Origin of the sequence: Actinoplanes rectilineatus (genome assembly GCF_000962825.1) — a bacterium.
GTDB lineage: Bacteria > Actinomycetota > Actinomycetes > Mycobacteriales > Micromonosporaceae > Actinoplanes > Actinoplanes rectilineatus.
The window spans coordinates 1-21,180 of sequence record NZ_JZKF01000125.1 but is presented as its reverse complement, the minus strand read 5'-3'; the positions used below and the strand labels follow the sequence as shown (position 1 = coordinate 21,180).

Sequence of the window (21,180 nt, the reverse complement as noted above, 5' to 3'; positions counted from 1 at the left end):
CAGGCCGTCCGACCCGGCGATCAGCAGGCCGTCGGAGGAGACCGCGACGGCGTCGCGGACACCGTCGGTCTGGTGCACGAAGTTGCCGAGAAGCCAGTTCAGCTGATGCCGGTCGGCGGGGGCTTCGACGCTCATGAGATCTCCTCGGGTGTGGCCTGCGACCGGCCGGGTTCCCGGTCCCGGCCTCGCTGGATACCGTCACGCAGCGCGAGCATCCGGGAGCGCACCTCGGCGGGTCCGCTGCTCACCATGACGGGCTGATCGCCGGGAGGGACGGCCACGGCGGGGGCCGGGCGGGGACGGCCGGCGTGCGGCACGCGTTTGCGCAACCCGTTCCGGGTACGCACACCGTCCTCGGACTCCGGCCGCCGGGGCGCCGGAACGGACGGCCGCTCCGCCAGCACCACGTAGTCGACCTCCACCTCGCGGCGCCGGTGACCGTCCTCCAGCGCGCGCCGCCCGGCCGCCGGGTCGTCACCGACCGGGGCGGGTCCGGCGAGGATCTCCGCGGGCAGGGTGATCCGGGCGGTCACCCCGGTCACCGGCGACGGCGTGAGTCGTACCCGGACGTTCATCCCGGCGGCCAGGCGGCCGACCACGTGATGCCCGAGGTACCGTGCCGGAGCGGTGAGGAAGTCGCCGTCGCCGCGGAGCCGCTCGTTGGCCACCGCCATGTCGGCCTCCGTCATCCCGACACCCTCGTCACAGATCGCGATCAGGTACTCGTCGCCGACCCGCCGCCCGTGGATCTCGACCTGCTGGTCCGGCGGCGAGAAGGACAGTCCGTTCTCGATCAGCTCGGCGAGCATGTGTGCCAGGCCGCTGCCGGCCGCCCCCTGCACCTGGGCCTCGTCGATGCGTCGCAGGCCGACCCGCCGGTACTCCTCCACCTCGGACACCGCGGCCCGGACCACGTCGGTCAGCGCCAGCGGGCCGGGCCACTGCCGAGGGCTGGCCGCGCCCACCAGGACCAGCAGACTCTCCGCGTTGCGCCGCATCCGGGTGGCCAGGTGGTCGAGTTCGAACAGGTTCGCCAGGCCGGCCGGGTTCGACTCCTCCTGCTCCAGCCGGGTGATGAAGCCCAGTTGACGGCGCAGCAGGTTCTGGTTGCGCCGGCCCAGGTCGGCCAGCGACTCCGCGGTGGTCCGCCGCAGCACCGCCTGCTCGGTCGCGAGGTCGTACGCCGTCTGCTGCACCCGCTGCAGCGCGTCGGCCACCTGGTGCACCTCGATGCTCGCGCCGTCGGCGACCGGCACCGGGTCGGGGCGTTCGGACGGATCCCCGGACGCGGCCCGGCGGACCGCCTCCGGCAGCCGGTCGGCGGCCAGCCGGTGCGCCTCCCGGGCCAGTCCGGAGAGTGGGCCGGCCAGTGACCGGGCCGACGCGGTGGCCAGGTACGCCGAACCGGCCAGGCAGGCCAGCACGATCGCGCCCAGCACGCTCACCCGCAGGGTGGCCCGGGCCCGCAGTTCGCCGGCGCGGGTCTGGGCGTCCGCGCCGATCCGGCGGGACAGCCCGGACATGTCGTCGAGCACCACCCCGGTCGACGACCACCAGGCGCTCTCGTCGACGCGCAGCCGTTCCCCGCCGCCGGCCAGCAGTGCCGATTCCTCCAGGTCACGGCTCTGCCGGGCGGCTGCGCCGTCGAGCAGGTCCGCCTTGGCCTGGGTGGCCGCCGCGCTCGCGAACTCGTCGAACTCCCCCAGCGCCAGGTCGCGGACGGCGATGACCGCGGCGAGCCGGGGGAACTCGTCGTCACGGAAGCGCCCGTCGCGCAGCACCCCGGCCAGCAGGACCCGCTCCTGGGCGAGGGCCTCGTTCGCCGCGTTGATCATCTCCAGCGACTCGGCGGCGCGGCGCAGCCGGTTGTCGGCGACCGTCTCCAGGTCGAGGAAGAGATCGCCCAGTTCCTCGATCGCCTCGGTGTAGAACGCGAACGTCGCGGCGCGTTCCCCGGTGCCGGCGTCCACGCCGTCGCGGACGGCCTCCAGGTCGTCCAGCTCGCCGAGCAGGTCGAGTGCCTGCTCCTCCAGGGCGGTGCCGCCGCCGAGCAGGCTCCGGACGCCGTCGAGACGGGCGTCGGCCCGTTCCCGGGCGGGGACGAGGTCGGCCTGGAGCGCGAGGTCGCCGGTCAGGGTGCCCTCGGTCGCGTCCCGTTCGGCCTGCAGTTCCCGGACCAGTTCGTGCAGGGCCAGCACCACGGTGACCCGGCGTTCGGTGTCGGCCGCGACCCGGTAGTCGCCGATCTCGCCCACGGCGACGACGGTCAGCAGCGCGATCATCGCCACGAGGGGCGGCGCCAGGGTACGGGTGATCCGGCCCCGGATGGTCGCCGCGTTCATCTCGTGTATTCCTCCGCACGTGCCGGCCGTTGAGAACGCCGCCAAGGATCGGCGGACCTCCACCGGTTGGCAACACCCCGATCGAGCGACCGTCGTCGTGGTTTCGGTCCTGAACAGGGGGTGTGCTCGGCACGGTCGTGGCGCGTCCGGCCGGTCCGACCCGATCGGGTGACCGCCGGTGCGGGAAACCCTGGCCTCACATACATCGACGCATTAACATCTTTGAATATTTTTCGCGTTCGGCCGTTCCCCTTTTCCCTCGCGTTCGAGCGTTCCCGAAGGGACCCCCATGCGCCGACACCTCAGCGCCCTCGTGGCCGCCGGCCTGCTGATCACCGCCGGGCTGTCACAGGTCGATCCCCCACCCGCCGCCGCGGCCTTCAGCAGCAACGACTACTGCCTCGGCGAGTGCTCCGACATCCTGCCGCCCGGTCAGAACGGTGACGCCGACCTGGCCCAGATCCTCGCCCACCAGGCCTTCGGCACCATGCCCCCGCACTCCGACGACCAACTCGCCCCCTACGCCGACCTGACCTACAACTACACCGGCCTGACCCCCGGCCAGATCAACGGCTTCTTCAACGACGCCTCCTACGGGGTGCCGGCCGGGCAGGTCGCCAGCAGCATCTCGCCGCGCTCGGACGTCACGATCGTGCGCGACACCAGACTCGGCGTCCCGCACATCACCGGCACCACGCGCGCCGGGACCATGTACGGCGCCGGGTACGCCGGCGCCCAGGACCGCCTCTTCCTGATGGACCTGATGCGGCACGTCGCCCGCGGCTCCCTGACCACCTTCGCCGGCGGCGCGGACGGCAACCGCGCCCTGGAACAGAGCGTCTGGCGCAACTCGCCGTACACCGAGGCCGACCTGCAGGCCCAGCTCGACGGCCTGCGCACCGGCAGCACCCGGGGCGCGCAGCTCTACACCGACGTGCAGCAGTACCTGGCCGGCGTCAACAAGTACATCGACGACTGCATGGCCGCCCGGGACTGCCCCGGCGAATACGTGCTCACCGGCCACCTCGACTCGGTCACCAACGCCGGCGGGCCGGAGGACTTCGTGATGACCGACCTGATCGCGGTCGCCGGCGTCATCGGCGGGCTGTTCGGCGGGGGCGGCGGCGCCGAGATGCAGTCCGCGCTGGTCCGGGTCGCCTCCCGGGCCAAGTACGGCGCCACCGTCGGCGACCAGGTGTGGCAGCAGTTCCGTTCGCAGAACGACGCCGAGACCGTGCTGACACTGCACAACGGCCAATCCTTCCCGTACGGGACCGGCGACCCGAACGCGTCCGGCGTGGCCATGCCGGACGCCGGAACCGCCGTCCCCGAGCCGCTCGTCTACGACAAGACCGGATCGGCGGCCACCGGAGTGAGCGGTACCAGCGCCATCGCCGACTCGCTCAGCTCGCTGGCCATGGACGGTTCCCAGCGCGGCATGTCGAACGCGGCGGTCGTCTCCGCCGCCAACTCGGCCACCGGGCACCCGGTCGCCGTCTTCGGACCGCAGACCGGCTACTTCGCGCCGCAGCTGCTCATGCTCCAGGAACTGCAGGGTCCGGGGATCAGCAGCCGGGGCGTGGCGTTCAGCGGGCTCAACCTCTACACCCTGCTGGGCCGCGGACCCGACTACGCGTGGAGCGCCACCTCGTCGCTGCAGGACATCACCGACACATACGCGGTCCGGCTGTGCAACGCGGACGGCACCGCCTACCTGTACCACGGGGTGTGCACGGCGATGGAGACACTGTCGCGGACCAACTCGTGGACGCCGACGACCGCCGACTCCACGGCGGCCGGCTCGTACCGGCTGACCCGGCTGCGCACCAAGTACGGCCTGGTCACCTGGCGCGGCACCGTCGGCGGGACAGCGGTCGCGTTCACCAGCCTGCGGTCCACGTACCGGCACGAGGCCGACTCGGCGATCGGGTTCCAGATGTTCAACGAACCGGAGCAGATGGGCAGTGCGGCGGCGTTCGCGGCCTCGGCAGCGAACATCTCCTTCGCGTTCAACTGGTTCTACGTCAACTCCACCCAGAACGCGGTCTACACCTCCGGCGCCGAGCCGATCCGCCCGTCCACGGTCGACCCGAACCTGCCGACCTGGGGTGACGCCGCGTACGAGTGGACCGGGTTCGACCCGACGGCGAACACCGCCACCTACCGGGCGGCGTCGCTGCACCCGCAGGCCGTCAACCAGGACTACTTCGTCAGCTGGAACAACAAGCAGGCGGCCGGGTACTCGGCGGCCGACGGCAACTTCAGCTACGGCTCGGTGCACCGGGCGGAGTTGCTCGACGCGCCGCTCAAGGCGGGCATCGCGGCCGGCACCAAGTACGACCGGGCGTCCCTGCTGAAGATCGTCCAGTCGGCGGCGGTCACCGACCTGCGCGGCTCGGCCGTCCTGCCGGTGCTGCTGCGCGTCATCGACACCGCGACGGTCACCGACTCCGCACAGGCGGCGGCCCTCACGAGGATGCGGGCCTGGCTGGCCGGCGGCGCCCAGCGCATCGAGACCGCGGCCGGCAGCAAGGTCTACAAGGACGCCGACGCGATCCGCACCTTCGACGCGTGGTGGCCCCGCCTGGTCCAGGCACAGTTCGCCGGCGGGCTCGGCACCGGGCTGTTCGGCGCGCTGGTCGACACCATCCAGATCAACGAGTCACCGTCCGGTGAACAGACCGGGCCGGTGTCGACCCTGCCCACCTCCGCGAACGAGACGCAGGGGCACAAGGGCTCCTCGTTCCAGTACGGCTGGTGGGGCTACGTCGACAAGGATCTGCGCGCGGTCCTCGGCGACACGGTGCCGAACTGGCCGACCCGGTACTGCGGCGGCGGGGTCCTGAGCACGTGCCGCAGCGCGCTGCTGACCAGCCTGACGGCGGCGCTGGCGGAACCGGCGGCCACCACCTACCCGGCGGACGACTTCTGCGCGGCCGGAAACCAGTGGTGCGCCGACGCGATCGCGCACTCCCCGCTGGGCGGCATCGAGCACTCGCTGATCCCGTGGCAGAACCGGCCGACGTACCAGCAGGTGGTGTCGTTCCCGGCCAAGCGCGGCGACGTGGTCACCAACCTGGCCCTGGGCGCCTCGGTGACGGCCTCAGGGGCCCAGTCGGGCCATCCGGCGGCCGACGCGGTCGACGGCGACCCGGCCACCCGGTGGGCCAGCGAGTGGGCCGAGGGCGAGTGGATCCGGATCGATCTGGGCGGCAGCCGGCAGGTGGCCCGGCTGAACGTGTCGTGGGAGTCCGCCTACCCCTCCGCCTTCAGGGTCGAGACGTCGGTGAACGGCACGACGTGGACGACGGCGTCCTCGGTGACCGGCCAGAACGGCGGCTGGGACAACATCTCCTTCCCGGGTACGACCGCGCGGTACGTCCGCCTGACCAGCGTCACGCGGGCCACCCAGTACGGCATCTCCCCCTACGAGGTGGAGATCTACGCGCACTGAGCAGAGCGCCCGCACCGCCGGCCGGCCTCTTCGGGGGCCGGCCGGGACGACCGGGCATGCCGGAATGGGCGGGACTGTGCTTTGTCCCGTACACAGGCGAAGGTCGTGATTGTGGTCCTTGCCACGGTGAACGGGAGCAGACCGCACTATGCTCGCCCGGTGTCGGGGGAACGAGTAGTAAGCGAAGCGATGACCGATTCTGGACGGCCGCCGTCGGCCTCCCAGCTCACCCTTTCGCAGATCATGGACCAGCACCACACGAACCTGCTGGGCACGGTCCACGGTGGCCGGATCCTCAACCTCATCGATTCGGTGGCGGGCGTCGTCGCGGCCCGGCACTCGGACGGGCCGGCGGTCACCGCGGCCATGGACGAGACCGTGTTCCTGCAGGCCGTGCGGGTCGGTGACGTGGTGCACGTCGACGCCCGGGTGACCTGGGCGGGCCGCAGCTCGATGGAGGTAGCGGTGCGGGTGACCGCCGACCGGTGGGATCGCGCGGTGCCGCCCACCACCGTCGCCACCTCGCATCTGGTGATGGTGGCGGTGGACGACGCGGGGCGTCCTCGCGCGGTCCCGGCACTGTTGCCGGAGACCGAGGAGGATCATCGGGCGATCCGTCAGGCGGAGATCCGCCGGGAGCACCGGCTGGCATTGCGCAAGGCGCTCACGGACGACCAGTGAGCCGACGACCGGTGATCAGGTACTGGGTGAGGACGTGGTGGCCGGGTGCGACGCCGAACGTCTCGTCGAGTTCCCGGATCGCGTCGAGCGCGGTGACCGTGACGTCGTGCAGGCCGGCGGCGCGCAGCACCTTCTCGGTCGCGTGGATCGAGGTCGCGGCGGCCAGCGGCAGCGCCGCCTGGATCTCCTCGTCGTAGAAGCCCAGTTCGCTGCGGTCGGTGAACCAGGTGCTGTCGATCACCGCGACGGTGCCGCCGGGGCGCAGCAGCCGGATCCAGTTCGCCAGGGCGGTCTCCGGGTCGCGCAGCGTCCACATCACGTAGCGGTTGACCACCGCGTCGAACGAGGCGTCCGGGAAGTCCGGGGCGACCGCGTCGCCGAGCCGGAAGCCGGGGGCGTTCGCGGCGGTGGCGGCGTGTGCGCGGGCCCGTTCCAGCATGCCCTCGGACAGGTCGATGCCGGTGACCCGGTGACCGATTCCGGCCAGGGTCATGGCGACCTGTCCGCTGCCGGTGCCGACGTCGAGCACGTCGAGCGGACCGGCCGGCAGCGCGTCCTTCCAGACACCGGACCAGGCCACCTCGTCGGCGGCCCGGCGTTCCGGGCGCTGCTGGTAGGCGTCGTAGGCGGGGGCGCGTCCGGTCCAGTAGTCGTTGATCCGGTCCTGGGCGGTCATGCGGGGGCCTCCTCGAGTGGTTGGAACAGCAGGTGCGTCTCGCCGTCGAGGTCGACGCGCCGGATGCCGATGCCGTAGACGGGTTCGAGGACCGCCGGGTCCAGGACCTCGCCGGCCATGCCGGCCGCGACGATGTCGCCGCCGCTGAGCAGGGCCAGGTCGTCGCAGTAGCGGGCGGCCAGGTTCAGGTCGTGCAGGACCACGATCGAGCACGTCGCGAGGCCGCGGACCAGGCCCAGGATCTCGTGCTGGTAGCGGATGTCGAGGTGGTTGGTGGGCTCGTCGAGCAGCAGGTGGGTGGCCTGCTGGGCGAGGGCGCGGGCGATCAGCACCCGCTGGCGCTCCCCGCCGGAGAGCCCGGCGAACGGTCGTGCGGCCAGGTGGGTGGCGCCGACACGGGCCAGGCAGCGGGCGGCGATCTCGTGATCGTCGGCCCCGGTCCGCTGGAACGTGGAGAGGTGCGGTCCACGACCGAGAAGGACCATCTCGGCGACGGTCAGCGAGGTCTCCCCGCCGGATTCCTGGACCACTACCGCCATCCGCCGGGCGGACTCGCGCGGGCTCAGGCCGGTCAGCGGGTCGCCGTCGACGGCGACCGCTCCGGTCGGGCTCCTCAGCGCGCCGTGGAGCAGCCGGAGCAGGGTGGTCTTGCCGCTGCCGTTCGGGCCGATCAGCCCGAGGACCCGGCCGGGTCGGGCCTCGACGGTGACGCCGTCGATCACGGGTTTGGCGCCGTACCGCCAGCTGACGTCCTTCGCGGTGATCATTGCTGACCTTTCACTGGGCGTGCAGCCGGCGGATCAGGATGAGCAGGAACGGCGCGCCGAGCAGGGCGGTGATGATGCCGATCGGGATCTCCTGCGGCGCCAGCAGCACACGGGCGACGATGTCCGCGGCGACCAGCAGGATCGCTCCCAGGAGCGCGGACACCGGGACCACCCGGACGTGCCGGGCGCCGACCAGGCGGCGGGCCAGGTGCGGGACGACCAGGCCGACGAAGCCGATGCTGCCGGAGGCGGAGACGAGCACCCCGACGCAGAGCGAGACGAGGACCAGCAGGCGCATCCGGAACCGGTCCGGGGAGATGCCGAGGGTGTGCGCGGTCTCGTCGCCGACGGCCAGGGCGTCGAGCTGACGGCCGGTGACGGTCAGGCCGGCGATGGTCGCGACGACGACCGCCGCGCCGAAGCCGAGCAGCGCGTCCCAGCGGGCCAGGCCCAGCGAGCCGAGCAGCCAGAACATCACCGAACGGGACCCTTCGGCGGACCCGGACGCGAAGATCAGGAAGCTGGTCAGGGCGTAGAGGGCGTAGCCGACCGCAACACCCGCGAGCAGCAGTCGCATCGAGGTGACGCGTCCGCCGCTGCGGGCGATCAGGAAGACCAGCAGGCTGGCGGCGAGCGCGCCGAGGAAGGCACTGGTGGAGAGGGCGTACTGCCCGAAGCCGGCGCCGGCCCCGAACAGGATGGCCGCCGCGGCGCCGCTGGAGGCGCCGGAGTTGATACCGAGCAGGTAGGGGTCGGCCAGCACGTTGCGGACCATCGCCTGCAGGGCCACACCGCAGACGGCGAGACCCGAACCGGCAAGCATGCCCAGCAGGACGCGCGGAAGCCGCACCTGCCAGACGATGGCCTCCTCCGGCGGCGTCCAGGTGACGTCGCCGAGGCCGGTCAGCTGGTGCCCGATGATCCGGGCGACGGTCGCCGGGCTGATCCCGATCGCCCCGGTGCCGACCGCGACCAGTCCGGTGACCAGCAGGGCGACGATCAGTCCGGCCAGCAGGAGGGTGGTCCGGCGACGCTGGGCCGCGATGCCCAGCACGTCGTCGTGCTTCATCGACGGGGCGCTCACCCGAAACACCCTCTTCTCGTTGTTGCCAAGCTTATGCAACAACGTATCAGCAAGATCAATCGGCGGAAATCCCCGACCGCGTCACAGGCCTCCCCCTCAGGGGTACGCGGAGAGCACGGTCCCGTCGGCGGCGCGTTCGAAGAGGTGCTCCAAGCCGTCCACCTCGTCCCACTGCTCGCCGACCCGGGTGAAGCCGTACCCGGCGATCGTGGCGAGAGAGGCGGTGTTGCCGGGGCTGATGCTCGCCCGGACGAGGTGCACCGACGGCTCGGCGGCGGCCCGGGCCAGCAGTTCCCGGACCATCGCCCGCGCGTACCCCCGCCGACGGTGTGCCGGGTCGACGCCGTAGCTCAGCTCCACCCGCCCGTCCGCGTCCGGCGGCCCGTGGAAGGCACCCGTCCCCACCACGGTCCCGTCGTCGAGAATCGCGGCGTTCGCCACCCAGCCGTCGGCCGACGGGTCACCGGCGATCTGGTCGAGGCGCATCCGCCACAGCCAGGTCAGATCGTCGGAGATGAACCAGTCGGTGAGAGCCACCCCCGCCAGCGAACGGGCGGTGACCAGGTCACCGTCGAGCAGGCCTTGCAGAACCGCGGGTGACAGCGGCACCAATCGAATCGTCACCCGCGGATTCTGCCACGTGCTCAGAAGTCGTCGTCGAAGCTGACGGTTCCGGTCACGCCCACCTGATAGGCGGAGACGCGGCGCTCGAAGAAGTTCGACAGCTCCTGGACGTCCTGCAGCTCCATGAAGGCGAACGGGTTCCTGCTGCCGTAGATCGGGGCGATGCCCAGCGCGGCCAGCCGGCGGTCCGCCACATGCTGCAGGTACTCCCGCATGTCGGTCAGCGACATGCCGGAGACGCCCTGTTCGAGCAGGTCCGCGGCGAACTGCACCTCGCACTCGACGGCCTCGGACAGCATGTCGCGGACCTGCTGCTCCATCTCCGCGTCGAACAGGTCGGGCTCCTCGGCGCGGGCCGTGTCGACCACGTCGAACGCGAACGCCATGTGCATGCTCTCGTCGCGGAACACCCAGTTGGTGCCGGACGCGAGTCCCTGCAGGACGCCACGGGAGCGCAGGAAGTACACGTACGCGAAAGCGCCGTAGAAGAACAGCCCCTCGATGCACGCGGCGAAGCAGATCACGTTGAGCAGGAAGGCCCGCCGGTCGGCCCGGGTCTGCAGCGACCGCAGTTCGAAGACCGAGTCGATCCACTTGAAGCAGAACTCGGCCTTACGGGCGATCGACGGGATGTTCTCCACCGCCGCGAACGCCTCGAACCGCTCCTGCTCGTCGGGGACGTACGTGTCCAGCAGGTTCAGGTAGAACTGGACGTGCACGGCCTCCTCGAACAGCTGCCGGGACAGGTAGAGCCGGCCTTCCGGCGAGTTGACGTGCTGGTACAGGTTGAGCACCAGGTTGTTCGCCACGATGGTGTCGCCGGTGGCGAAGAACGCGACCAGCCGCGACACCAGGTGCTGTTCGGCGGGCGACAACTTGGCCAGGTCGGCGAGGTCGGAGTGCAGGTCGACCTCCTCCACCGTCCAGGTGTTCTTGATCGCGTCCTTGTAGCGGTCGAAGAAGTGCGGGTACTTCATCGGCCGCAGGGTCAGGTCCATTCCGGGGTCGAGCAGCATTACTGGCAGGCCTCACACGATTCGGGGTTTTCCAGGGAACAAGCCTCAGCGGGCGTCAACGCCGGGATGAGAGAGACGGCCGGTGCCGCGGCAACGGACACCGTCGCCTGCTGAATGCGGGTCGCCGGACGCGAGCGCAGGTAGTACGACGTCTTCAGGCCGGTCTTCCACGCGTAGAGATACATGGAGGAGACCTTGTTGATGGTCGGCGCGGCCATGAACAGGTTCAGCGACTGCGACTGGTCGATGTACGGGGCACGCGCCGCCGCCAGGTCGATCAGGGCACGCTGCGGCAGCTCCCACGCGGTCCGGAACAGTTCACGCACGTCCGCCGGGATCTCCTCGATGCCCTGCACCGACCCCTCGGCCCGCTTGATCGCCTCACGGATCGGGGCGGTCCACAGACCGCGGGACTTCAGCTCGCGTACCAGATAGGTGTTGATCTGAAGGAACTCGCCGGACATCGTCTCGCGCTTGAACAGGTTGGACACCTGCGGCTCGATGCACTCGTAGCAGCCCGCGATCGAGGCGATCGTGGCCGTCGGCGCGATCGCCACCAGCAGCGAGTTCCGCAGGCCGTGCGAAGCGATACCGGCGCGAACGGCGTCCCAGCGCGACGTCTGCGACGGCGTGGCGCCCCACAGGTACGGGTGCAGGTCACCGGCCGCGGCCCGGGTCTCGGCGAACGCCGGGTGCGGGCCGGCCACCGAGGCGAGCTGGACCGACGTCTCCAGAGCGGTCAGGAAGATCTCCTCCTGAACGCGCGTCGACAGTTCGCGGGCGGCGGCCGAGTCGAACGGCAGGCCCAGGGTGAAGAACGCGTCCTGCAGGCCCATCAGACCCAGCCCGACCGGGCGCCAGCGCGGGTTGGACGCCGCCGCCTGCTCCGCCGGGTAGTAGTTGATGTCGATGACCCGGTCCAGGAAGACCACCGCGGTGCGGACGGTGGCCCGCAGCTTCTCCCAGTCCACCCCGTCCGAAGTCACGTGCGCGCCCAGGTTGACCGAACCCAGGTTGCAGACCGCGGTCTCGGCGTCGTTGTTCACCTCGAGGATCTCGGTGCACAGGTTCGACAGGTGGATGCTGTTGCCGGGCGCGCCCGTCTGGTTCGACAGCGAGTTCGAGCGGTCCTTGAACGTCATCCACCCGTTGCCGGTCTGCGCCAAGGTGCGCATCATCCGGCCGTACAGATCACGGGCCTTGACGGTCTTGACCGCGTTCTTCTCCGCCGCCCGGTAGGCCTCGTCGAACTCACGCCCGAACAGGTCCGGCAGCTCGGGAGCATCGGACGGGTCGATCAGCGACCAGTCGCCGTCCGCCTCGACCCGGCGCATGAACTCGTCCGGAATCCAGTTGGCCAGGTTCAGGTTGTGCGTGCGCCGCGACTCCTCGCCGGTGTTGTCCCGCAGCTCGAGGAACTCCTCGATGTCCGGGTGCCACGGCTCGAGATAGACGCACGCCGCGCCCTTACGCCGGCCGCCCTGGTTGACCGCCGCGACCCCCGCGTCGAGTGTCTTCAGGAACGGGACGATGCCGTTGGACCGGCCGTTGGTGCCGCGGATCAGCGCACCCCGGCCCCGGACCCGGCTCCAGGAGATGCCGATGCCCCCGGAGAACTTCGACAGCTTCGCGACCTGGTGGTACCGCTCGTAGATCGAGTCGAGTTCGTCCTTCGGCGAGTCGACGAGGAAGCACGACGACATCTGGGTGTGCCGGGTGCCCGAGTTGAACAGCGTCGGCGAGCTGGGCAGATAGGCCAGCGACGACATCAGGCGGTAGAACCCGACGGCCTCGTCCGCGGTCTCGGACAGTCCGCAGGCCACCCGCATCAGCCAGTGCTGCGGGGTCTCGATGATCGTCCGGCGGGTCGGGTGCCGCAGCAGGTAGCGGTCCGCGACCGTACGCAGGCCGAAGTACTCGAAGCGCAGGTCACCGGCCGGGTCCACGGCCGCGTCGAGCAGCGACGCGTGCGCGGTGACGAACGCCAGGGTCTCGTCGCTGATCAGGCCCTCGGTGTGGCCGAGCCGGATCGACTCGCTGAAGAGGGTGACGCCCTCCTCGGAGACCTCCTTGCTGACGTACGCGGCGAGGAGGCGGGCGGCCAGACGCGAGTACTGCGGCTCCTCGCCGATCAGCTCGGCGGCCGTCTGAATCGACAGTTTGTCCAGCTCGGCGGTGGTAGCCCCGTCGTAGAGACCGCTGATCGTCTTGGTCGCCACCCGCAGCGGGTCGACCTCGTCCAGGTCGGCGACCCACAGCTCGACCGCCGTGACGATCTTGTGGACGTCCACGGGTTCCAGGTCGCCGTTGCGTTTGCGGACCTGCATGCCGTGCCGCCGTTGCTCCGGCACCGCGACTCCCGATGTGACCGTCATGGTCTCTCCCTCATGCCCTCTCGACAGGTCGTCGGGCACGCAGGGGGACGCCGCCGGCACACGGTCACCGGCATGATGGCGTCAGTCGTCCCACGCGACCTCGGACCGCCGCACACGTCGCGTGCGGCGCGCTGGCAGGTCTTCGGACTCGTGGGCACTGACGCTTCCTACCGGCCGTCGCTTCCCAGACCGTGACCGGTCCAGTGCTTCATGACGGCTTTCGTTCCCACTCACCGCTGCGGGGCAGTCCCGGTTTTCCACCGGGTTCCCTGTTGCCTCGGACAGGCCAGAAGAGGCCGCCCGAACCAGCTGCGGGGAACACCATATATGGGTGACCGACCTCCGGCACAACACCAGATGCTGCGCCCGGAGGTCGTGTCGTGAAGATCACCGGGGCGCGCGGCGCCGGACCAGCCAGAACAGTCCGCCACCGACGGCGAACGTGACGAGCACCCCGAGGACACCGGACAGGCCGGTGGCGACGAATTCGTTGTCGATCCCCCGCAGGGCGTAGCCGGCCAGCGGGCTGTCACCCATCTGATGCTCACCCTCCTGCTGGAGCATGCACGTCCCGCCGGTGATCTCGTCGTCGGCGTTGAACGTGCAGCCCTGGCGGGCCGCGTAGTCCAGGCCGTCCGGGCTGCCCGAGGCGAAGTTGCTGACCACCCCGGCGAGCAGCAGCGCGACCAGCAGGCCGCCGGCCAGGAACCATCCGAGTCGCCGGCTCATGCGGGGACCTCCACCTCGGTCGGGGCGGGCTTGCGGAAGCGGCGCAGCGCGTACACCAGGTCGGGACGGACCCGGGCGACGGTCATCACGGTGGTGGCCGCGATCAGGCCCTCACCGATGCCGATCAGCACGTGCACCCCGGCCATGGTGGCGGCGATGCCGGTCAGCGACAGGTCGGTGGTGCCGCCCAGCGCGTACTCCAGGACGAAGCCCTGCGAGGCGACGACCACACCGACGATCGAGGCGATGAAGGCGGTCACGCCGAGGCCACCGGCGGTGCGGGGCAGGATCCTCAGGAGAAGGGCCACGAGGAGGTACGCGGCCGCGGTCCCGATCAGTGCCATGTTGGTGACGTTGAGCCCGATCGCGGTGAGTCCCCCGTCGGCGAAGAGCAGACACTGGACGATCAGCACGGTCGCCACGCAGAGCGAACCCACCCACGGGCCGACCAGGATCACCGCCAGGGTGCCGCCGAGCAGGTGACCGGAGACACCCGGCAGCACCTGGAAGTTGAGCATCTGCACGGCGAAGATGAACGCCGCGACCAGCCCCGCCATCGGCGCCAGGCGGTCGTCGAGGTCGGCCTTGGCCCGCCACACGCTGACCGCGAGGCCGGCGACCGCTATCACTACGAAGACCATCGAGACGGGACCGTTGACGATCCCGTTGGCGATGTGCATCGCCGTTGTGTCCATGGATGCCCTCCCCAGGCGTGCCCGCCGTCACGCACGGCTCAGCAGCAGCATATTGATAGTCGCCTGCTGTTGCCAAGATCTTGCAACTGCGCGGCGCGGTCGGTGGAGATCGCGTGCGTCACTCCAGCGCCTTCTCAGGTACGCGAGAAGCACCGCACCGGGTGACGCGGGAGCCGGCCGTACCCCGTACCCCCGAAGAAGCGGAAGCGAAAGGCGAAAGAGGAGGGGTGGTGCCGGACATGAAACAGAGTGGACCTCGTGACCTCTGACGACCGCCGGGCGCGGTTCGAGCGCCTGGCGCCGGCCGTGATCGAAGCCGTGCGGCGCTACCTGGCGCGGCGCACCGATCCGGCGACCGCTGACGACGTGCTCTCCGAGACGCTGCTGGTCTGCTGGCGGCGGATGGCGGAGATGCCCCCGGAGCACGTGCCGTGGGCGTACGGGGTGGCCCGGCACTGCCTGGCCAACGCCGAACGCGGGCAGCGCCGGCATCTGCGGCTCGTCGCCCGGATCGGGCTGCTGGACCCGCCGCCGGCGGCCGTCGATCCGCCGGCGTTCGAGGACGACGAGCTGAGCACCGCGATGGCCCGGCTCCGGCTGGCGGACGCCGAGATCCTGCGGCTGTGGGCCTGGGAGGATCTCGCGCCCGCGGCCATCGCGACCGTGCTGGGGATCACCGCGAACGCGGCGAGCATCCGGCTGCACCGGGCGAAACAGCGTCTGCGGGACGAGTTGCGAAAGACCGGCGGCGCCGCCGGACATGAGGAGTCGACAGAGGGGAGCCGGTCATGACCGACGACGACCTGCGCGGACGTCTGCGCCGCACCGACCCGGCGGCGTCCCTGCCACCGATCGCCCCCGATCGCGCCGCACGACTCCTGGAGGAGATCATGACCACTGAGACTCCGGCCCGTCCGTCCGCCGGCCGCTGGGGACTGGCCGCGGCCGCCCTGGTGCTGATCGCGGGCGGCGGCGCGACCTGGGCGCTGACCCGCCCGGAGGCACCGGTGACGGCCCCGGCCATCACGGCCGTCGAGAACCTGTCATTGGCCGGTGACGGCGCCACCAGCAAGTGTGCGGAGCCCACCGCCGAGGTGCTCGCCGCCGAGGCGGACTTCGTCTTCGCCGGGACCGTGACGGCAGTGGTGGACGGCCAGGTCACCCTGGGCGTCGACCGCATCTATCACGGGAAGACCGTGCAGGAGGTCCGGGTGGCGCAGGCCGGCGACGCCTCGGAGCAGATGATGGGCAGCGGCCGGTTCGAGACCGGTGGGAGATATCTGGTGGCGGCCGCCGCCGGCACCGTGATGATCTGCGGGTACAGCGGCGAGGCGTCGACGCCCGGACTGGCCGATCTCTACGAGAAGGCGTTCTAGAAAAAGGCGTTCCAGAAAAAAGCCGCGCCGCCCCCGATCGGCGGGGGCGGCGCGACTCAGAAAACGATCAGACCAGGCCGTTGGCGGTCAGCCAGGCCTTCGCCACGGTGGCGGTGTCCTGCTTGTCCACCTGCACCTTGGCGAGGTACTCGGTCAGGTTCTCGGTGGTCAGCTTGGCCGAGACGCCGTTGAGCGCTCCGGTGACCGTCGCGTTGTTCGACTCGGTGCGGATCAGCGGGATGATGTTCTCCGCCAGGTAGAGGTTCTTGGTGTCCTCCAGCACGACGAACTTGTTCTGCACGATCGACGAGTCGGTGGAGAAGATGTTCGCCACCTGGATGTCGCCACCCTTGAGCGCGTTCACGGTCAGCGGGCCACCGGCGTCCAGCGGCTTGAAATCCTTGAACTCGATGCCGTACAGCTCCTTGAGGCCCTTCAGACCCTGGTAGCGCTCGGCCCACTCCGGTCCGGCGCCGATGACGAGCTGGTTCGCCACCGCCTTCAGGTCGTCGATGGTCTTCAGGTTGTACTTGGCGGCGGTCTCCGCGGTGACCGTCAGGGTGTCCTTGTCCTCGGCGGGCGACTGCTCGAGGACCTCGGTGCCGGCGGGCAGCACCTTCTTGAGCGCGGTGAGCACGTCCTCCGGCTTGCTGACACCCTCGGGGGCGCCACCGGAGGAGAGGGCGGCCAGGAGCGCGCCGTTGTATTCCGGGAGCAGGTCGATCGAGCCGTCCTGCAGCGCCTTCAGGTAGAGCTCACGGGCGCCGATGTTGAACTGGCGGGTGACCGTGACGCCCTTGGCCTCGAGTGCCTGGGAGTAGATCTCACCCAGCAGTTCGCTCTCGGTGAAGTTCGCCGAGCCGACGGTGACGGAGCCGGAATCGCCGGCACCGCCGCTGTCGTTGGCCAGCGGGTCCTCGTCCGCGCCGCAGGCGGCGAGGCTGAGAGCGAGGGCGACGCCGGTGAGCGCGGCGCCGATCTTACGTATCCGGGACATACGGAACCTTCCGATCAGGTGGTGGTGGCGCGCCGGGTGCGGGCGACGGCCCGTCCGGAGAGACCGGGTGACACGATCCAGCGCTGGGTGAGCGCCAGGAGCAGATCGAGCGCCACGGCCAGGACGGCGACGACGATGGCGCCGGCCAGGACACGGGAGTAGTCGTTGACGGACAGGCCGTCGATGAGCAGCCGGCCCAGACCGCCGAGGCCGACCGCGGCGGCAACCGTGGCGGTGGCGACGACCTGCAGCAGGGCGCTGCGGATCCCGCTCATGATCACGGGCAGCGCCATCGGGAACTCGACCCGGGTGAGCACCTGCCAGGGGCGCATCCCCATGCCCTTGGCGGCGTCGACGACACCGTGGTCGAGGGCGCGCATCCCGGCGTAGGTGGTGGTGAGGATGGGCGGGACGACCAACACGGTCAGCGCGATCAGCACCGGCAGCAGGCCCAGCCCGAGCAGGGTCACCATCAGCATCAGCAGTCCCAGGGTGGGCAGCGCGCGACCGGCGTTGCCGGCGTTGATGGCGATGAACGAGCCCCGCCCGGTGTGCCCGATGTACAGGCCGACGGGCAGCGCGATGACCAGGCCGATCAGCAGGGCCAGGGCCGAGTAGCCGAGGTGCGCCAGCAGCAGCTGCGGGAAGCCGCCGGTGGCGTCCGGGTCCCAGTGTTCCGGGTCCAGCAGGTAGGAGAAGTTCACGCCGCGCCTCCGCGCTGGAATCGGGCCCACGGGGTGACCGCGCGCTGGATCAGCACGATGATCAGGTCGGCGAGTCCGGCGAGCAGCACGGACAGGATGATCCCGATCAGGATGGGCTCCATGTAGAACAGCTGGAAGCCCCGGGTGAACAGCTGGCCGAGACCGCCGACACCGATCAGGGTGCCGACGCTGACCAGGCTGATGTTGGAGACGGTGGCGACCCGCAGACCGGCCAGGATGACCGGCATGGCGACCGGCAACTCGACGTCGAGCAGCAGGCGGGTCCGGCGGTAGCCCATCGCGGTGGCGGCCTGGGTGACCGTGGTGTCGACCGAGCGTAGGCCGTCGGCGACGGTCCGGGCCAGCAGCGCCACGGTGTAGATGCTGAGCGCCACCACGATGTTCACCGGCGACAGGACCTTGGTGCCGAGGATCACCGGCAGGAAGAGGAAGAGCGCCAGCGACGGAATCGAATAGAGCACCCCGCACGTGTTGATCAGCGGGTGGTAGAGCCACGGGAAGCGGACCCCGAGGTAGCCGATCGGCAGCGCGGCCGCGAAGCCGATCAGCACCGGCAGCAGCGCCAGCATGATGTGCTGCTGCAGCGCGGCCAGGACCGTCGCCGAGTTGTTCGTCAGGTATTGGATCATGCGCGGGACTCCGCGGCCCGGTCCTCACGCCGGGCCGCCAGGTAGTCGACGAGGTCGTGGTGGCGCACGATGCCGTCGGCCTTGCCGTCCGGGCCGACCCGGACCGCGATGCCGGCCGGGGAACTGATCGCCAGATCGGTGACCAGGCGCAGCGTGTCGGAGACGGTGAACACTCCGCCGGTCGCCGCCGTGGTGCCGCCGACCGTCCGCCAGCCCTCCGGACGTCCGGCGTCGTCGAGGACGAGGTCGGCGGCCTCGGCGACCGGGCGGACCGGCACCTTGGCGGCGGTGTCGAAGGAGAGGCTGCGCAGGCCGCGGTCCCGGCCGACGAACTCGGCCACGAACTCGTCGGCCGGCTCCTCCAGCAGCTGCTGGGGGGTGCCGAACTGGGCGAGGTGACCGCCCTGGCGGAAGACGGCGACCATGTCACCGAGCTTGATCGCCTCGTCGATGTCGTGCGTGACCATGGCGATGGTCTTACCCAGATCCTGCTGCAACCGCAGGAATTCGCGGTGAAGCTGCTCACGGACCACCGGGTCGACGGCGCTGAACGGCTCGTCCATCAGCATCACCGGCGGGTCGGCGGCGAGCGCCCGGGCCACGCCGACGCGCTGCTGCTGGCCGCCGGAGAGTTGCGCCGGGTAACGCTTGGCGAAGTCCTCGGAGAGGCCGACCCGCTCGAGCAGCTCGAGCGCGGCCTTGCGAGCCTCCCGCCGGGTACGCCCCAGCAGCATCGGCACGGTCGCGACGTTGTCCAGGACGGTCCGGTGCGGGAAAAGCCCGGCGTGCTGGATGACGTAGCCGATGCCGCGCCGCAGCAGGGCCTCGTCCTGACTCGCGACATCCTGCCCGTCGATCAGCACCCGGCCCGAGGTCGGGGTGACCATCCGGTTGATCATCCGGAGGGAGGTGGTCTTGCCACAGCCGGACGGACCGACCAGAACGGTCATCTTCCCGGTCGGCAGTTCGATGGAGAGGTGGTCGACTGCCGTGCTGCCGCCGGGATAGACCTTGACGACGTCGTCGAATGTGATCATGGTGCTCCTGGCGCTGGCGGGCGATCTTCTGAATACTGATATTCATACTCGCCCGGTAGTGAATAACATGTCAACGCCCGGTGCGAGCCCTTTACGGTCCGGTAACACGCGTGCTGGGAGGCACCATGCAGGCAGATGGCATCCCCGAGGCCGTCCGTCTCGACGGTCGGACGCTGACGATCGCGGGCCTCGTCGCGGTCGCCGACGGCACCGCCGCGATCTCCGTGGACCCGACGGCACTGGACCTGGTCAATACCCGTCACGCTCTTCTGCACACCGCCCGTACCCGGGGAGCAGTCTACGGGGCCAACACCGGGGTCGGGGCCAACCGTAACGAGCGCACCACCGAGGAGACCGGCCCGTCCGAACACGGATTACGTCTGCTACGGAGCCACTGCGCCGGCGTCGGCCCGGAGGAGGACGACGTCACCGCCCGGGCGGCCATGGCGGTCCGCCTCAACCAGATCCTGGCCGGCGGCTCCGGCGTCTCCCGGCGCATCGCCGAGGCCCTGGCCACCGCCCTCGACGACGGCGCCGTCCCGACCATCCACCCGTGGGGCGCGATCGGCACCGGCGACCTCTCCGCCCTGGCCGAACTCGGGCTCACCCTGGCCGGCGAACGCCCCTGGCGGTACGGCCGCGGACCGGTCACCACGATCGAGGCCACCGACGCCCTCCCGATGATCAGTTCCAGCGCGGTCACCGTCGCCACCGCAGCCCTCGCCCTGCACCGGGTGGAGAACCTGCTCCGCGCCTCGGTGGCAGTGGCCGCCCTCTCCTTCCTGGCGCTGCGCGGCAACCCGGAGGCGTACGACCCGATCGTCCACGAGGCCCGGCCGCACCCGTTCCAGGTCGACGTCGCGGCGAAACTACGCGCCATCGTCGACGGCTGCGGGCCGGCGCTGCGCATCCAGGACCCGTTCGGCCTGCGGGTCCTCCCCCAGGTCACCGCGCCGGCCCTGAGCGCCGCGCACGGACTCCACGAGGTGCTCACCGCCGAACTCAACGCCTCCGCCGAGAACCCGCTGGTCACCGCGGACGGAGTCCGCCACCACGGACAGTTCCACACCGCCACCCTGGCGACCAGCCTGGACCAGGTCCGCGGCGCCTTCCTGCCGGTACTGTCGCTGTCGACGGCCCGCCTCGGCCTACTCATGCGCCCCGACCTCACCGGCCTGCGCGCCTTCCTCGCCGACGGGCCGGCCGCCAGCTCCGGCCTCATGATCAGCGAGTACGTGGTCCAGGACCTGCTCACCCAGATCCGAGTCGGCATGCAGCCGACCGCGGCCGGCACCCTGTCCATCTCCCTGGGCCTGGAGGAGCACGCCAGCTTCGCCACCCAGGGCGCCCGCTCGCTGCGCACGATGACCCGCCTGGCCCCGACGATGATCGCCGCCGAATTGGTCGCGGCGGTCCGGGCACTGCGGATGGCACCGGGCCGGCTTCCCGACGGGCCGGCCCGCGAACTGTTCGACATCGCGGACAAGGCGATCAGCGAGGGCAATGACGACCGGCCGCTCGGCGCCGACCTGGACCAGGCCGCCTTCGTCCTGCCCACGCTGGGCGACGCGATCTCCTGACATTCCGGGTACGCCGTGAGGTGCTGTCCCGTACCGACCAGCGCGTTTCCGCCCTCGCGCCCCGCCCCCACGTGCCGCCCTCGCGTGCCGCCCCCGCGTGCCGCCCCCGCGGTCAGCCTCGCGTCCCACCCCGCGGTCAGCCTCGGTGAATCGGCGGCCGGCGGGCGCCGCCGTTCGCGGAGTCCTTCACCCGGCGTCGCGACAGTCCGCTTCAAGGAACGCCGCGGGGCACCGGCCAGAAGCCGCAGACGACGGCCGCGGTGACCGAAGCGACCACAGGCGACGGCCGCAGTGACCGAAGCGACCACAGGCGACGGCCGGGTGCCCCCGAGCCGTCGCCGACGGCTGATTCCCACCCTCCTGAACAGCCGCAGCCGACGGCCCGACCGACCC

18 protein-coding genes, 1 pseudogene and 1 riboswitch are annotated in these 21,180 nt (G+C 70.8%); of the genes and pseudogenes, 5 read left to right on the top strand and 14 right to left on the bottom strand.

Going from position 1 to position 21,180, the window contains the following annotated elements; translation table 11 throughout:
- Both WH85_RS53525 and WH85_RS53940 read right to left on the bottom strand, forming a co-directional pair.
- Positions 1 to 135 (bottom strand): annotated as a pseudogene (locus tag WH85_RS53525) (roadblock/LC7 domain-containing protein); the annotation flags it as partial.
- Positions 132 to 2,342 carry a sensor histidine kinase gene (locus tag WH85_RS53940; protein WP_052721216.1) on the bottom strand — a complete coding sequence of 737 codons (2,211 nt, stop codon included), beginning with the start codon at positions 2,340 to 2,342 and terminating at the stop codon, positions 132 to 134. The gene WH85_RS53940 and the pseudogene WH85_RS53525, both read right to left, overlap by 4 nt.
- A 289-nt stretch (positions 2,343 to 2,631) precedes the next feature.
- Between WH85_RS53940 and WH85_RS43240 the strand changes: the two genes are divergently transcribed.
- Both WH85_RS43240 and WH85_RS43235 read left to right on the top strand, forming a co-directional pair.
- Positions 2,632 to 5,796, top strand: coding sequence for a penicillin acylase family protein (locus WH85_RS43240; protein ID WP_045748009.1), 3,165 nt, complete (start codon positions 2,632 to 2,634; stop codon positions 5,794 to 5,796).
- Positions 5,797 to 5,985: 189 nt separating this feature from the next.
- Complete coding sequence (locus WH85_RS43235; protein ID WP_045748008.1) at positions 5,986 to 6,477, top strand: acyl-CoA thioesterase; 492 nt, start codon at positions 5,986 to 5,988, stop codon at positions 6,475 to 6,477.
- Here the strand turns inward: WH85_RS43235 and WH85_RS43230 are convergent.
- From WH85_RS43230 to WH85_RS43195, 8 genes are all read right to left on the bottom strand, one after another.
- On the bottom strand, positions 6,461 to 7,153 hold the full coding sequence (locus WH85_RS43230; protein ID WP_045748007.1) for a class I SAM-dependent methyltransferase: 693 nt from the start codon (positions 7,151 to 7,153) through the stop codon (positions 6,461 to 6,463). The two genes, WH85_RS43235 and WH85_RS43230, sit on opposite strands and share 17 nt — an antisense overlap.
- Positions 7,150 to 7,920: an ABC transporter ATP-binding protein gene (locus WH85_RS43225; protein WP_045748006.1), complete on the bottom strand. Its 771-nt coding sequence runs from the start codon at positions 7,918 to 7,920 to the stop codon at positions 7,150 to 7,152. Before WH85_RS43225 ends, WH85_RS43230 begins: the two co-directional genes overlap by 4 nt.
- A gap of 10 nt (positions 7,921 to 7,930) precedes the next feature.
- Positions 7,931 to 9,004, bottom strand: a complete 1,074-nt coding sequence (locus tag WH85_RS43220; RefSeq protein ID WP_245674347.1) for a FecCD family ABC transporter permease — start codon at positions 9,002 to 9,004, stop codon at positions 7,931 to 7,933.
- Between the two features lie 96 nt (positions 9,005 to 9,100).
- Complete coding sequence (locus WH85_RS43215; protein WP_245674346.1) at positions 9,101 to 9,628, bottom strand: GNAT family N-acetyltransferase; 528 nt, start codon at positions 9,626 to 9,628, stop codon at positions 9,101 to 9,103.
- Between the two features lie 20 nt (positions 9,629 to 9,648).
- Positions 9,649 to 10,644, bottom strand: coding sequence for a ribonucleotide-diphosphate reductase subunit beta (locus WH85_RS43210; protein WP_045748005.1), 996 nt, complete (start codon positions 10,642 to 10,644; stop codon positions 9,649 to 9,651).
- On the bottom strand, positions 10,644 to 13,019 hold the full coding sequence (locus WH85_RS43205; protein ID WP_045748004.1) for a ribonucleoside-diphosphate reductase subunit alpha: 2,376 nt from the start codon (positions 13,017 to 13,019) through the stop codon (positions 10,644 to 10,646). Before WH85_RS43205 ends, WH85_RS43210 begins: the two co-directional genes overlap by 1 nt.
- 116 nt (positions 13,020 to 13,135) lie before the next feature.
- A riboswitch (cobalamin riboswitch) is annotated at positions 13,136 to 13,344 on the bottom strand.
- 62 nt (positions 13,345 to 13,406) lie between these two features.
- The gene (locus tag WH85_RS43200; protein WP_045748003.1) at positions 13,407 to 13,748 is read right to left on the bottom strand and encodes a PDGLE domain-containing protein; all 342 of its coding nucleotides are present in this window, start codon (positions 13,746 to 13,748) and stop codon (positions 13,407 to 13,409) included.
- Positions 13,745 to 14,443, bottom strand: coding sequence for an energy-coupling factor ABC transporter permease (locus WH85_RS43195; protein ID WP_045748002.1), 699 nt, complete (start codon positions 14,441 to 14,443; stop codon positions 13,745 to 13,747). The genes WH85_RS43200 and WH85_RS43195 overlap by 4 nt, the downstream gene beginning before the upstream one ends.
- Positions 14,444 to 14,701: 258 nt before the next feature.
- On the opposite strand from WH85_RS43195, the gene WH85_RS43190 reads away from it, so the two are divergent.
- Complete coding sequence (locus tag WH85_RS43190; RefSeq protein ID WP_045748011.1) at positions 14,702 to 15,235, top strand: RNA polymerase sigma factor; 534 nt, start codon at positions 14,702 to 14,704, stop codon at positions 15,233 to 15,235.
- Entirely contained in the window at positions 15,232 to 15,819 is a 588-nt protein-coding gene (locus WH85_RS43185; RefSeq protein WP_045748001.1) for a hypothetical protein, read from the top strand. Before WH85_RS43190 ends, WH85_RS43185 begins: the two co-directional genes overlap by 4 nt.
- Positions 15,820 to 15,886: 67 nt before the next feature.
- Here the strand turns inward: WH85_RS43185 and WH85_RS43180 are convergent, their stop codons facing one another.
- Genes WH85_RS43180 through WH85_RS43165 form a run of 4 tightly spaced genes read right to left on the bottom strand, consistent with a single transcriptional unit; the run spans position 15,887 to position 19,207 of the window.
- The gene (locus tag WH85_RS43180) at positions 15,887 to 16,816 is read right to left on the bottom strand and encodes an ABC transporter substrate-binding protein (protein ID WP_045748000.1); all 930 of its coding nucleotides are present in this window, start codon (positions 16,814 to 16,816) and stop codon (positions 15,887 to 15,889) included.
- Positions 16,817 to 16,830: 14 nt separating this feature from the next.
- Positions 16,831 to 17,520 (bottom strand): ABC transporter permease, encoded by a 690-nt coding sequence (locus tag WH85_RS43175; protein WP_045747999.1) that lies wholly within the window; start codon positions 17,518 to 17,520, stop codon positions 16,831 to 16,833.
- Positions 17,517 to 18,170, bottom strand: coding sequence for an ABC transporter permease (locus WH85_RS43170; RefSeq protein WP_045747998.1), 654 nt, complete (start codon positions 18,168 to 18,170; stop codon positions 17,517 to 17,519). The genes WH85_RS43175 and WH85_RS43170 overlap by 4 nt, the downstream gene beginning before the upstream one ends.
- On the bottom strand, positions 18,167 to 19,207 hold the full coding sequence (locus tag WH85_RS43165; RefSeq protein ID WP_045747997.1) for an ABC transporter ATP-binding protein: 1,041 nt from the start codon (positions 19,205 to 19,207) through the stop codon (positions 18,167 to 18,169). Before WH85_RS43165 ends, WH85_RS43170 begins: the two co-directional genes overlap by 4 nt.
- A 125-nt stretch (positions 19,208 to 19,332) precedes the next feature.
- On the opposite strand from WH85_RS43165, the gene WH85_RS43160 reads away from it, so the two are divergent.
- Positions 19,333 to 20,787 (top strand): aromatic amino acid ammonia-lyase, encoded by a 1,455-nt coding sequence (locus WH85_RS43160; RefSeq protein WP_045747996.1) that lies wholly within the window; start codon positions 19,333 to 19,335, stop codon positions 20,785 to 20,787.
- Positions 20,788 to 21,180 lie beyond the last annotated feature (393 nt).